The 13,427-nt window shown below is 60.7% G+C and carries 6 protein-coding genes and 7 pseudogenes; 10 read left to right on the top strand and 3 right to left on the bottom strand.

Annotation, left to right across the window (positions count from 1 at the left end; all coding sequences use genetic code 11):
- Positions 1-2: 2 nt before the first annotated feature.
- Positions 3-415 (bottom strand): annotated as a pseudogene (locus JFV26_RS21955) (DUF6231 family protein).
- A gap of 274 nt (positions 416-689) precedes the next feature.
- Here JFV26_RS21955 and JFV26_RS21950 point away from each other — a divergent pair.
- The 4 genes and pseudogenes from JFV26_RS21950 (at position 690) to JFV26_RS21935 (ending at position 3,360) form a co-directional block, all read left to right on the top strand.
- Positions 690-1,357: pseudogene (locus JFV26_RS21950) on the top strand (OmpA family protein).
- A gap of 90 nt (positions 1,358-1,447) precedes the next feature.
- Positions 1,448-2,171: pseudogene (locus tag JFV26_RS21945) on the top strand (OmpA family protein).
- Between the two features lie 159 nt (positions 2,172-2,330).
- Positions 2,331-2,609 (top strand): DUF1145 domain-containing protein, encoded by a 279-nt coding sequence (locus JFV26_RS21940; RefSeq protein WP_201195399.1) that lies wholly within the window; start codon positions 2,331-2,333, stop codon positions 2,607-2,609.
- Positions 2,602-3,360: a collagen-like protein gene (locus JFV26_RS21935; RefSeq protein ID WP_201195398.1), complete on the top strand. Its 759-nt coding sequence runs from the start codon at positions 2,602-2,604 to the stop codon at positions 3,358-3,360. The genes JFV26_RS21940 and JFV26_RS21935 overlap by 8 nt, the downstream gene beginning before the upstream one ends.
- A gap of 146 nt (positions 3,361-3,506) precedes the next feature.
- On the opposite strand, the gene JFV26_RS21930 is transcribed toward JFV26_RS21935, so the two are convergent.
- Positions 3,507-3,971 carry a CopD family protein gene (locus JFV26_RS21930; RefSeq protein ID WP_201195397.1) on the bottom strand — a complete coding sequence of 155 codons (465 nt, stop codon included), beginning with the start codon at positions 3,969-3,971 and terminating at the stop codon, positions 3,507-3,509.
- Between the two features lie 367 nt (positions 3,972-4,338).
- On the opposite strand from JFV26_RS21930, the pseudogene dinG reads away from it, so the two are divergent.
- The 5 genes and pseudogenes from dinG (at position 4,339) to pdxH (ending at position 12,256) form a co-directional block, all read left to right on the top strand.
- A pseudogene (gene dinG, locus JFV26_RS21925) lies at positions 4,339-6,481 on the top strand (ATP-dependent DNA helicase DinG).
- A gap of 95 nt (positions 6,482-6,576) precedes the next feature.
- Positions 6,577-8,984 (top strand): annotated as a pseudogene (locus JFV26_RS21920) (beta-agarase).
- 204 nt (positions 8,985-9,188) lie between these two features.
- Positions 9,189-10,333 (top strand): annotated as a pseudogene (locus JFV26_RS21915) (serine hydrolase domain-containing protein).
- Between the two features lie 112 nt (positions 10,334-10,445).
- Positions 10,446-11,585 carry an OmpA family protein gene (locus JFV26_RS21910; protein ID WP_201195396.1) on the top strand — a complete coding sequence of 380 codons (1,140 nt, stop codon included), beginning with the start codon at positions 10,446-10,448 and terminating at the stop codon, positions 11,583-11,585.
- 24 nt (positions 11,586-11,609) lie between these two features.
- Positions 11,610-12,256, top strand: a pseudogene (pdxH, locus tag JFV26_RS21905) (pyridoxamine 5'-phosphate oxidase).
- 5 nt (positions 12,257-12,261) lie between these two features.
- On the opposite strand, the gene JFV26_RS21900 reads toward pdxH, so the two are convergent.
- On the bottom strand, positions 12,262-12,498 hold the full coding sequence (locus JFV26_RS21900) for a hypothetical protein (protein WP_201195395.1): 237 nt from the start codon (positions 12,496-12,498) through the stop codon (positions 12,262-12,264).
- A 166-nt stretch (positions 12,499-12,664) separates the two neighbouring features.
- Here JFV26_RS21900 and JFV26_RS21895 point away from each other — a divergent pair, with 166 nt between their 5' ends.
- Positions 12,665-13,129: a glycine zipper 2TM domain-containing protein gene (locus JFV26_RS21895; protein ID WP_201195394.1), complete on the top strand. Its 465-nt coding sequence runs from the start codon at positions 12,665-12,667 to the stop codon at positions 13,127-13,129.
- Positions 13,130-13,427: the final 298 nt, after the last annotated feature.

Below are 13,427 nucleotides of genomic sequence, written 5' to 3'. Positions count from 1 at the left end.
CGTTACCACCAGTATTTCCCGAAGTTTTCCGGATTGGCCCAGAACCGTGAGTTGAGCCAGTCGGGTACCTGTTTATAGTCAAGCAAATCATAGGTGAACAACGTCAACACCTGATCGTCGCGCTGGAAGCGTTCGCTGGCTTGCAGGGCCAGGGAAAAAAGTCTGTTTCCTTCCAGCCACTGGCCGGTAAGTCCGCCAGCACGGCGATACGGCTGGCGTTGAGGTTGCGGATCCCGCCCAGCAGGTTCAGGCCGTCGCGTTTGGGCAGGTGCTCCAGGCAATCGACCACCAGCGCCAGATCAAAGCGTTGCGCCGCCAGTTCCGCAGGTAAGGCGCCGGGTGCGGCGTGAGCGACACAACTGTCCGGGTGCGCGAGTTTGAACGCCTCAAGTGCCGGGAATTGGCTGGCGCCAATCAGTAACAGGCGCGCGGGGGCATAGCGGTCAAGCAAAGCGGCCAGCGCTTGCTGGGGCGTGCGCGAAGAAATACCTGCAATCATCGAAGATCCTCAATCAGAGCTGCCAAGACTAGCCTGCCCCAACGTTCGGGCCTAGAGCCATGGTGTGCCAAAAGTGCTGATCTGCCGTGAACACGGGGAAAAACAGCAATGGCCTATTGCTGGCGGAGATTAAAACTCCGGTCTTTACTACCTGAATCGGTTCCAAGCCGATCCCTCAGGAGAAAACTAGATGAGCATAGTTCGGACAGCATTACCCTTGGTTCTGCTAACCAGTGTGTTGACTGGTTGCGCAGGTTTGCAGAAAACCGACTGGCCGACCTGTGCGGCGGTCGGCGGTGTCGTCGGTGCCGGTCTCGGCGCGACCGAAAGTTCGGCGTGGGCGGGGTATGGTGCGCTGCTGGTCGGCGGCACGGCAGCCGCCTATTGCTGGGTGCACGGTGCAGTGCCAGAGAAGTGCCCGGCACACCCAAAGGCGTACCGGTCGATGCTGATGGTTGTCCTGTCGCCGCACCGCCTGCGCCAGTGGTTGAGGAAGTCGTGGTGGTCAAGGAAGAAACCATCGTCATCCGCGATGTTCACTTCCAGTTCGACAAAGCCACGCTCACACCTTCTGACAAACTGGTCCTCGATAAAGTCGCTACTCGCCTGAAACAGGAATCCTCCACTGCACGCCTGACCGTGACTGGCCATACCGACAGCGTGGGCAGCGATGCCTACAACCAGAAACTGTCGGATAAACGCGCACATTCGGTGGTGGAATACCTGATCCACGATGGCGTACCTCGCAGCAGCTTCGTGTCTGTCACCGGTAAAGGCGAAAGCCAGCCAGTGGCCGATAACAAAACTGCGGATGGCCGCGCATTGAACCGTCGTACCGAAATCAAAATCGAGCGTTAATCCCCTTCCGCGCCGCGGCTTGTACAGTCGCGGATGCGGGTCTTTACTCCTGTGTAACCGGTATGGACCGGTAACACAGGAGCATTCACGATGAGCGTTCTCTCAAGGACTGTCCTACCGGTTCTGCTGCTTTTTGCAGCCTCTTGACCGGTTGCGCTACTCACAGCGATGGCACTGCCCCTCTGAATCAACGTACCTGGCCGACTGCAGTGTTATCGGCGGCCTGGTCGGTGGTGGCCTGGGCGCTATTGAAAGTGGCGGTTGGGCAGCTGGTGGAGCGGCGCTCGGTATCTTGACGGGTGGTTTGATCTGTTACGCCCAGGATGGCGATGAAGATGGCGATGGGGTGTTCGACCGTCGCGATCAATGCCCCGGTACACTGCCCAATACGCCGGTCGATCACCGTGGCTGCCCGCTACCGCAATACCCGGCCAGTGTGAAACCCGCCGAACCGGCATCGACCTCCGAAGTGATCACCCTGAGCGATGCCGGCAACGTATTGTTCGCGTTCAACAAGTCCGACCTGACGCCGGCCGCACGCAGTCAGTTGGATACGCTGATGCCCAAATTGCAGAATGCCGACGTGGTCAGCATCAAGGTAGTGGGCCATACCGACAGCAAAGGCTCGGATGCTTACAACCAGGCCTTGTCGGAACGTCGCGCCAGCAGTGTGGCGGGCTACTTGTTGAGTCAGGGCCTGGCACCGAACAAACTCACCAGCGAGGGCAAGGACGAAAGTCAGCCGGTGGCCGACAACGAGACGGAAATAGGGCGGGCACAAAACCGTCGGGTGGAATTGCATATCAATCGCTGATACTTGGCGTAGAACCTCGTTTTAGAGCTGCCGGACGACATTTCTCGTCGAGTCGGCGGTCATTCGGCGGCGTGCAGAAGATTTTTGTGTCGCCCTCTGGCTTATCTCGCGTGGAAGCCGTTACTGTGCGCCCAAAGAATAATGCTGCAAGGGGGCTGTATGAAGGTGTTTTGGGGGCTGGGGAAGGCGCTCACCTGTCTGTTTTGGCTGGTGGTGCTGGTCAATGTTCTGATTCCGTTTATCAAACCGCTGCACCTGTTGGTCAATCTGGCCGGCAGCCTGTTGCTGCTCACTCACCTGCTTGAGTTGTTGCTGTTCAACGGCAGCCTCAAAGGTCGCGCCCACCCTTGGCGTGATCGGCTGCAAATCCTCTTCGTCGGCATTTTCCACCTGCAAACCATTCCGGCCCCGGCCGTCCCAGGGGCATCCCATGCGTAAACTCTGTTTGCTCGCCGCACTCATCAGCCCATTGGCCTGCGCCCAAGTGGTAAGTGTCGAAACCAACTCGCTGATGCGCCTGCCCAACACGACCAGTACGCTGCAGCTGGAACGGCTGGAAGTGGCTGATTACGGCACGTTGCTGATCCCCTCGAACGTGACCGAAGTGACGGTCGGCGAATTGCGCCTCGGGCGAGAAGCGCGCATTGCCATCGTGCCGGGTGAACAGGCGCTGGAACTGAAAGTCAGCCGTGCCGATTTGTCTGAAGGCAGCCTGATCACCTCGCGTGGTGCGCCGGGGACCTACCTCAAGGCTGCCCGCTCCGGGCGAAACCTGAACTTGCTGATCAAGTCGCTGAACGCACCGGTATTAACGGTGGATGCGCGCGGTGGTGCAGGTGCGCCGGGTTTTGTTGGTCTGGATGGCGGCAACGGTGAAGAGCCGGGCTGCACCTGGGGGCAGGCCGGGCACGGGTTCGACGGCAGCAATGGCAGCGACGGACAGCCAGGGGCGGCCGGTGCACTGGTGCGCCTGCAAGTGCCTCGCGAATTTCCGGCAGAGCGAATCAAGGTTCAGGTCGCTGGCGGTGCTGGTGGCTTGGCCGGGCCTGGTGGCAAACCGGGCGCGGGTGGCAAGGCCAAGGGTTGCCTGGTCTACACAACGGATGGCGGCAAGAGTGGCCGTGCAGGGGTTGATGGTCAGCCAGGGCCGGTCGGTGCAGCAGGGGCGGTGACGCTTCAGCGGTTGTAAGCCGTTTCTGAGATTTATGTTGTCTGGTGAGCCGCCATCGCGGGCAAGCCATGCTCCTACAGATTTTGAGTCGTCTGCGATATTCGCGAACAACATCAATCCTGTAGGAGCGAGCGATGCGGCGACCCGACTTGCCCGCGATGCTTTTAAAACATGGGCCGAGCCGCAGCAATCGCCACCAACACCAACCCGACAATCAGATTAATCCCCACCAACCGCCGAATCTTCCCAAGCGTCGCCGCCCCAGCCGGCCAATCCTGCGCCGTCACCGCCGTGCGCAACTCCGGCAGCAACAACGCCTGAATCCGGATAAACAGCGCGGTCATCACCACATACAGCCCCATCATCACCTGCACATAGCGCGGCGCCGCTTCAAAGCCTGCGAATTGCAGATGAATCATGCCCACACCGCTGATCGGCAAAAGCACCACCGCCACCCAGACCCAGCGGAAAAAACCTTGAAATACTTCTACCCACAACTTCAATCGGCCGGGGCCGTCCAGGGCCTTCATCGCCGCCGGGCGCAGGACCATCCAGGCGAAAAACATGCCGCCCACCCACACCAGGGCGGACAGGACATGCAGGGTATAAACGAGGCTAAAAGCGGTCATTGAGGTACTCCGTTCTGCGCGGGATTAATTAGCGCGGTATGATAGCCGCCGATTTAGGGGGCGTTCTCAATTAGTTTCCGCGCCGCGCCGGGTCTGCTGTTGTGCAGGGCAAGGCGCGAGAAGCGTGGTTTGGTCATTCCAAATAAGCTTCGAGCAACGCAGCCCTGCACAACAGCAGGCCCGGCCCTTCGGGTTGTGCCTTAAAGCGGGCCAGCCTGCGTTGCAGGCCTTGGAAAGGGAACAACCATTCCCAGCGGCCTGCGCCTTGCCTGGCCCGCTTTAAGGCGACAACGCGGCGTGGAAACTAATTGAGAACGCCCCCTCAACCACTGAAAATTTATCCAGCGTTTTTTGCGCCCGACTATCCATGATCAGCACCGAACTCAAAACCACGATCCAGGGCGCCTACTCGCGTTTTCTTGAAGCCAAGAGCCTCAAACCGCGCTACGGCCAACGCCTGATGATCGCCGAAATTGCCAAAGTCCTCGGTGACATCGACACCGACGACGAAGGCCGGCGCAGTGGCGACCCCGCGATTGTCGCGGTGGAAGCCGGCACCGGTACCGGTAAAACCGTGGCCTACAGCCTGGCGGCGATCCCGACGGCCAAAGCCGCGGGCAAACGCCTGGTGATCGCCACGGCCACCGTGGCCCTGCAAGAGCAGATCGTCTACAAGGATTTGCCCGACCTGATGCGCAACAGCGGGCTGAACTTCAGCTTCGCCCTGGCCAAGGGCCGTGGGCGCTACATGTGCCTGTCCAAGCTCGACATGTTGTTGCAAGAAGGTCACGCACAAACCGCCACCGCGCAGATGTTCGAAGAAGAAGGCTTCAAGATCGAGGTCGATGAGGCCAGCCAGAAGCTCTTCACCAGCATGATCGAGAAGCTCGCCGGCAATAAATGGGACGGAGACCGCGACAGTTGGTCCACCGCCCTGGAAGATGCCGACTGGGCGCGCCTGACCACCGATCACAGCCAGTGCACCAACCGTCATTGCCCGAACTTCGGCCAGTGCGCCTTCTACAAGGCCCGCGAAGGCATGGGCAAGGTAGACGTGATCGTCACCAACCATGACATGGTTCTGGCCGACCTGGCCCTGGGTGGCGGTGCCGTGCTGCCGGACCCGCGCGACACTATCTACGTGTTCGACGAAGGCCACCACCTGCCGGACAAGGCCATCGGTCACTTCGCTCACTACACGCGCCTGCGTTCCACGGCCGACTGGCTGGAAGCCACCGCCAAGAACCTCACTAAATTGCTCGCCCAGCACCCGTTGCCGGGCGACCTGGGCAAGTTGATCGAACAAGTGCCGGAGTTGGCGCGGGAGATCAAGACTCAGCAGCAGTTCATGTTCACCGCGTGCGAACAGGTCGCCGATTTCAAACCCGGCGAAGACGTCGAAGGCCGTGAGCGGCCGCGTCACCGCTTCGTCGCAGGGGTGATCCCCGAACACATGCGCGAGATGGGCGTGGAGCTGAAGAAAGCCTTTGCCCGCCTGACTGATCTGTTCACCCGCCTCACCGAACTGCTCAAGGAAGGCATGGATGGCGAGGTCAACATCGGCATCGCCAGCAACCAGGCCGAAGAGTGGTATCCGTTGTTCGGCAGCTTGTTGTCCCGCTCTTCGGGCAACTGGGAGTTGTGGACCGCGTTCACCGCCGAAGACCCGGAAGACAATCCGCCGATGGCCCGTTGGCTGACGCTGGCCGAAAGCGGTTCGCTGTTCGACATCGAGGTCAACGCCAGCCCGATCCTCGCGGCAGAAATGCTCCGTCGCAATCTGTGGAACGTGGCCTACGGTGCGCTGGTAACCTCGGCGACACTGACCGCACTCGGCACGTTCGACCGCTTCCGCATGCGCGCCGGCCTGCCAAAAAAGCCGTGACGGCCGTGGTCCCGAGCCCGTTCCATCACGCCGATGCCGGTGTGCTGCGGGTGCCGGATCTCAAAGCCGATCCGCGTGACGCGCCGGCCCACACCGCCGCAATCATTCGTGATTTGCCGGCGCTGGTCGAAGGTTCGCGCGGCACCCTGGTGCTGTTCTCGTCGCGCAAACAGATGCAGGACGTGTTCGATGGCCTCGACCGCGACTGGCGCAAGCAAGTGTTCATTCAAGGCAACCTGTCGAAACAGGAAACCCTGAACAAGCACAAGGCGCGGGTCGATGGCGGGGATTCCAGCGTGTTGTTCGGCCTGGCGAGTTTTGCCGAAGGCGTTGACTTGCCGGGTGCGTATTGCGAGCACGTGGTGATCGCCAAGATTCCATTCTCGGTGCCCGACGATCCGGTGGAAGCCGCACTGGCCGAATGGATCGAAGCCCGGGTGGCAATCCATTCATGGAAATCTCCGTGCCGGATGCCTCGCTGAAACTGGTCCAGGCTTGCGGTCGCTTGCTGCGTACCGAAGAAGACCGCGGCACCATCACTTTGCTGGATCGGCGTCTGGTCACCCAACGCTATGGCAAAGCGATCCTCAATGCGTTACCACCCTTCCGACGTGAAATTTCCTGATACACGGGTGGGCAGTTTTGCCCAACCTGTTGTCTATTTCTGCGCCATCGCTTTTCCACTGGCCCATTGAGGTCGTTAGGGAGAATTTCGTTCTCATGATTCGCCGTTCGTTGCCCGCTGTATTTGCCCTGTTGTTCGCAACGCCCTTGCTGGCTGCTCCCGCAGGCCAGCAAACGCTGTTCAACTTTGTGCGCCCCGCTGATGTGGTTTCGGTGGCGACCCAGGACGCCAGCCTGCCGCAATCCAACGCCGAACAAACGGCTGAAGGCGAAGTGCTGCGCCGGGTGACCTTCAACCCGGCGGCCCAGCCAACCTTGCGCCTTACCCCGCAAACCGGCGCCTGGGACTGGTCACAGTCGGGCGTCATGAGCCTGCGGATCCAGAGCGCGATGAACTGGGCCGTGACCCTCTACGTGAAGATCCAGAGCAACGACGGCAAGACCTTGGTCAGTCGCGTCGATCTGCCGGCCGGCCCGGCGCAAACCCTGCTGGTGCCGTTGGTCGCCAGTTCACCGTTGAGCCAGGGCATGAAGGCCGGCCCGCCAATGCCGATGACTTTCGACGGTCAGCGCGTGCTGCTGGCCAGCAGTGCCGGTGAGCTGGATCGCAGCCAGATCGTGTCGGTGACCTTGTCGATGGATCAGCCAAAAGTCGCCCAGAGCATCTTGCTGGAACGCTTCGGTGTGCAGGACGGAGCAGACGTGACCAAAGCCGCTTATGGCGGCTTGGTCGACGCTTACGGTCAATCGACCCGGGCCAAATGGCCAGAGAAAGTCAGCAACGACGAGCAACTGAAGTCCGCTGCGGCAAAAGAACATCAACAACTGAAAACCTGGCTGGCCGAGCGCGAGAAATCGTCCCTGGACCAATACGGTGGCTGGAGCAAAGGCCCGGCGTTCAAGGCCAGCGGCTTTTTCCGAACCGAGAAACGCGATGGTCGCTGGTATCTGGTAACGCCTGAAGGGCACCCGTTCTATTCCCTGGGCGTGAACACCGTTGCCCCGGACGTCGATCAAACCTACATCGCCGGTCGCGAGTGGATGTTTGAAAACCTGCCAAAACCCGACGAGCCGCTGGCCCGCCAATATGGCGAAGGCGACAACCGTGGCGGCAACGGCGCCGATCAGGGCCGTGCCTACAACGCCGGTCGTTGGTACGACTTTTACGGCGCCAACCTGCAACGCCTCTATGGGCAGCCGTGTGTGGCGACCAGTGAAACCAAGGCCGGCGTTGCGCAAGCGGCCAAAGCCGATGCACAAACCGCCGAGAAACCAGCGCTAGCGCCATGCAAGCCTGAAGCATTCGACGAAAAACGCTGGGCCAGCCATACCCTGGATCGCCTGCAAGCCTGGGGCTTCAACACTATCGGCAACTGGAGCGCCCCGGCGCTGGGCAACGCTGACCGCGTGCCATACACCTTGCCGCTGTCGATCGTTGGCGATTACGCCAGCATCAGCACCGGCACCGACTGGTGGGGCGGCATGCCCGACCCGTTCGACCCGCGTTTCGCCATGGCCACCGAGCGTGCCGTGGCCATCGCGGCCCGGGATCACCGTGACGACCCGTGGCTGATCGGTTACTTCGCCGACAACGAACTGGCCTGGGCCGGTCCCGGCGACGACCCGAAATCCCGTTACGCCCTGGCCTACGGCACCTTGAAAATGACCACCGACGTGCCGGCCAAACGTGCGTTTCTCAAGCAATTGCGCGACAAGTACCGCAATCAGGCGGGTCTGTCGAAAGCCTGGGGCATTGACCTGCCGGCCTGGGAATTGATGGAAGACCCGGGCTTCGAAGCGCCGCTGCCAAGCGCCGATCACCCGGAAATCGAAGCTGACTTCAAATACTTCCAGAAGGTCTTTGCGGACACCTACTTCAAGACCATTTCCGATTCGCTCAAGTGGCACGCACCGAACCAGCTGTTGCTGGGCGGCCGTTTCGCCATCAGCACCCCGGAGGCGGTCGAGTCCTGCGCGCAGTATTGCGATGTGCTGAGTTTCAACATGTACACCCTGCAACCGCAGGACGGTTACGACTTCGCCAAGCTGCGCAGCCTCGACAAACCGGTGCTGATCACCGAGTTCAACTTTGGCTCGGCGGATCGCGGCCCGTTCTGGGGGGGTGTGACGCAACTGATGAAGGAAGAAGATCGTGGCCCGGCTTACGCCAACTTCCTCAAACAGGCGATGAGTGAACCGTCGATTGTCGGCGTGGACTGGTTCCAGTACCTCGATCAACCGGTGACCGGACGTCTGCTGGATGGCGAAAACGGGCACTTTGGTCTGGTGGGCATTACCGATCTGCCGTTCCAGGGCTTTGTCGACAGCGTGCGCAAAAGCAACTTGCTGGCGGTCGACCAACTGGGCAAAGAGGCCGAGAAGGCCAAGGCACAAGCGGATAAAGCCAGCCACGCCGCAACAGAGGGCGGCCGAAAAGGCGAGGCCGGCAAAGGCCCGGGCAGGGCGCTGGGCATGCGGGCGGGCATTCAGGGAATGGCCATTAAAATCTGATAAAGCCAAGATCGCAGCCTGCGGCAGCTCCTATAGGGCGAACACAATTCCACTGAAGGAGTTGCCGCAGGCTGCGATCTTTTGATCTTGACCGTTGGGAGGGCGGGGCAACCGCCCAGCCCGCCCCTGTTCCCAAAAACCTCCGGGGCTGGAACAATGCGGATCACTTTGTAGAGCGTTAATCCGGGGAGTTGCGGGTGCAGATTCAGGGTCATTACGAGCTTAAGTTCGAAGCGGTACGCGAAGCTTTCGTTGCGCTGTTCGACGATCCCCAGGAGCGTGGCGCAGCGCTATGCATCCAGGTCGGCGGTGAAACCGTTCTTGATCTCTGGGCCGGTACCGCCGACAAGGACGGCACCGAAGCCTGGCACAGCGATACCATCGCCAACCTGTTCTCCTGTACCAAGACCTTCACCGCCGTCACTGCGCTGCAACTGGTGGCCGAAGGCAAGCTGCAACTCGATGCTCCGGTTGCGCGCTACTGGCCCGAATTTGCCGCCGCCGGTAAAGAGTCCGTGACGTTGCGTCAATTGCTCTGCCATCAGGCCGGTCTGCCGGCCCTGCGCGAGCTGCTGGCCCCTGAAGCGCTTTATGACTGGCAAACCATGGTTGACGCGCTGGCCGCCGAAGCGCCGTGGTGGACGCCGGGCCAGGGCCACGGCTATGCCGCGATCACTTACGGCTGGCTGGTGGGCGAGTTACTGCATCGTGCCGACGGTCGTGGGCCGGGGGAGTCGATTGTGGCGCGGGTTGCCAAGCCATTGGGCCTGGACTTCCACGTCGGCCTGGCTGACGAAGAGTTTCACCGCGTGGCGCACATTGCCCGTGGCAAGGGTAATGTCGGCGATGCCGCGGCCCAGCGCCTGCTGCAAGTGACCATGCGCGAGCCAACGGCCATGACCACCCGGGCGTTCACCAACCCGCCGTCGATCATGACCAGCACCAACAAACCGCAGTGGCGGCGCATGCAACAACCCGCCGCCAATGGTCACGGCAATGCCCGCAGCCTGGCCGGTTTCTACGCCGGTCTTCTGGACGGCAGCCTGCTGGAAAGCGAAATGCTCGATGAGCTGACCCGCGAACACAGCTTCGGTGAGGACAAGACTTTACTGACCCAGACCCGTTTCGGCCTGGGTTGCATGCTCGATCAACCGGATGTCCCGAACGCCACCTACGGCCTCGGCCCACGGGCGTTCGGCCACCCGGTGCCGGCGGTTCCATCGGTTTTGCTGACCCAGAACACGATGTGGCTTTCGGCTTTGTGACAAATACCTTGGGGCCGTACGTATTGATGGATCCACGCGCGCAAAAGCTCGTACGGGTACTTGCCACTTGTCTGTAAAGCATTGCTGAAGGTTCCTGCACAGGAACCTCGTTACCTTTTTCGATTCAAAGCGTCTGTTTATACGACCCAACGTGGGCCTGTGTTTATTACTTCATTTTGTGGATATCCGATGTCATCCAATAAAACTCTCGCTTTGGCACTGTGCTTCGCCATCACCGGTTGCGCACAAACTCCGCAAAATGACGCTGCTGGCGACAGCCACTGGTGGCAGTTCGGTTCTTCCGACAAAGTCGCGGCCAAGGATTCGGTGCCAGCCGCCAAGCCAGCCGTCAAACCTGCGGCGACGCTTGCCGCTGCGCCGGCTCCACTGAATGCGGCCGCCGTTGCGCCGGTTGCCAAGACTGAAAGCGCCAGCCATTGGTACTGGCCGTTCGGTTCTGATAACAGTGCCGCCAAGCCTGACGTTAAACCTGAAGCCAAGCCAGCCGTTGTGGCAAAAGCCGATGCCGACACCGGTAGCAAGTGGTGGTGGCCGTTCGGTGGCAAAGAGCAAAGCACTGCCAAAGCCGTGCCGATGCCAGACCCGAAAGTCACCCAGGCCTGGCTTGATGACTACGAACCACGTCTGCGCGAAGCGATCAAGGACAGCAACCTGCAACTCGAACGCCGTGAAAACGTATTGGTCGTGATCGCGCCGATTGACAGCTCGTTCAACCCGAAACGTCCGGGCATGCTGCTACCGGTGACCCTCGGCCCGTTCACTCGCGTGGCGAAGATTCTCGAAGTCGATCCGAAAACCGCCGTGCTGGTACTCGGTCACAGTGATACTACGGGCGTCGCCGTGGATAACGTGAAACTGAGCCAGGAGCGTGCGCAATCCGTCGCGTCGATCTTCCGCCTCAGCGGTTTGCAGCGTGATCGCCTGATGCTGCGTGGCATGGGCGGTGACGCACCGCGTGCCGCCAACGACAGCCAGGAAGGTCGAGCCATGAACCGTCGTGTGGAACTGCTGGTGACCCCGCAAAACACCATGGTGGCGTTGCTGAGCAAGTACAACATGCCAGCGCCGGCGCCGATGACCATGATCGCTGCTCAGACCGTCAAGCCTATGGCCGCGCCTGTGCCACCAGCACCTGCCGCGACGAAAGCCGCCGTGCCCGCAACGAAAAAGGCTCCAGCCAAGAAAGCGGCGGCCAAGGCTCCAGCGAAGAAGGCCCCGGTCAAGAAGGCTGCAACCCCGGCCAAGAAAACGGCCCCGGTCAAAGACGCGTCTGACGACGGCAAAGTGGCTGACGCCAGCAAAAAGTAATTCGTTAACCAGAAGGAATGCGCCATGACCCAGGCCCTGGCTGATATGCGTCGCGACTACACCCGTGACGGCTTGACCGAGGCGCAAGCACCGGCCGAGCCGTTCGCGCTGTTCCATCAGTGGTTCGCCGATGCGGTGAAAACCGAGCAGGTGCCGGTCGAGGCCAATGCAATGACCCTGGCCACTGTCGATCCGGACGGTCGACCGCATTGCCGCATTCTGCTGCTCAAGGGTCTGGATGCCCAGGGCTTTACCTTCTTCACCAACTACGAAAGCGCCAAGGGCGAGCAGTTGGCGGCGAACCCGTTCGCCGCCATGACGTTTTCTGGCCGACCCTGGAGCGTCAGGTGCGCATCGAGGGCCGGGTGGTGAAGGTCACGCCGCAAGAGTCCGACGCCTACTATCAGGTTCGGCCCCTGGGCAGCCGCCTCGGTGCCTGGGCGTCGCCCCAGAGCCGCGTGATCGCCGGTCGTGGTGAGTTGGAAGACTTGCTCAAGGCTACCGAGCAGCGTTTCAGCGACACTCAACCGGACTGCCCGGAACATTGGGGTGGTTATCGTTTGCTACCCGAGCGCATCGAGTTCTGGCAAGGCCGTCCGAGCCGCCTGCACGATCGCCTCAACTACCGCTTACAGGGCGCCGACTGGATTCTTGAACGTCTGGCACCCTAATCAGTCTACCGGCAGGGATAGCCTGCTGCAGCGGCTTCAAGCCACTGCGGCAGGTCCCGGCGCTTGATTTTCTGTGCTTGAGCGTTCGCCAGTTGCTGGAGCATGAAGGCTTTTTTCTGCTCGTCCTTCCCGGCCAAGGCTAACGCCAGATCGCGGTCCATCCAGCGTTTGATCCGCACGTACAGCCACCAGTGGAAGTACAAACCGGCCACAGTCGTGACGACGATGATGAAATAATCCATGAAAATCCTTGGTTCAACGGCGCAGCTTTGGTCATTTGACGCTACTGTGTTGTCAGTTCAGAGGCGCCTGTACCGGGCCTGAATGAAAACAATTTTATCCGGGCGATGCCGTGACAGGCGTCAAGCTGCGGAGTTTAATGAATACCTGTCCTTTGGAGTTGATGCTATGCGTAAGTCTGTTCTGCTGGTTGCTTCCTTTTCCACGATGGCGATGTTGCTCACCGGCTGCCAATCGAGCCTGACCGGTGACTCCTACTCCCGTGACGAAGCGCGTCGCGTGCAGACGATTCGTATGGGTACCATCGAATCCCTGCGCCCAGTCAAAATTGAAGGCACCAAGACCCCGATCGGCGGTGTAGCCGGTGCGGTGGTCGGTGGTGTTGGCGGCAGCGCCATCGGCGGTGGTCGCGGCAGCATCGTTGCAGCGGTTATCGGTGCCGTTGCCGGTGGTCTGGTCGGTTCGGCTGCGGAAGAAGGCCTGACCCGCACCCAAGGCGTGGAAATCACCGTTCGTGAAGACGACGGCAGCATGCGCGCCTACGTCCAGGAAGTTCAGCCAAACGAAGTGTTCCGTGTGGGCGAGCGCGTGCGCATTTCCACTGTTGGCGGGACCAGCCGCGTTTCGCACTAAGCGAGAATACGGGCAAAAGAAAACCCCGATCAGGTGACTGGTCGGGGTTTTTTGTTTTGGAGGATTGTTCAGCGCCGGAATGCCGAAGATGCCGGAACCATCGACGGCCGGTGTCCGGATCAGCTCAACGCCATGGTGTGGGGGCGCTTTTGCCCAGGCCTGGTGTCCAGAACAACGCGACTAAACCCGCTAATGCTGCGGTCGGTGCGGCGAGAGCAGGGGCGTGAGGTGCCAGTCGGCCAATGCCCAGTGAGAGGGTAGAGCCACTGATCGTCCTTGTTTGCTTGTTCGTCGACAG

It is taken from the genome of Pseudomonas sp. TH31 (assembly GCF_016650815.1).
Lineage (GTDB): Bacteria > Pseudomonadota > Gammaproteobacteria > Pseudomonadales > Pseudomonadaceae > Aquipseudomonas.
Note: the sequence above shows the minus strand (reverse complement) of the source record. Positions and strands in the feature narration are given on the sequence as shown.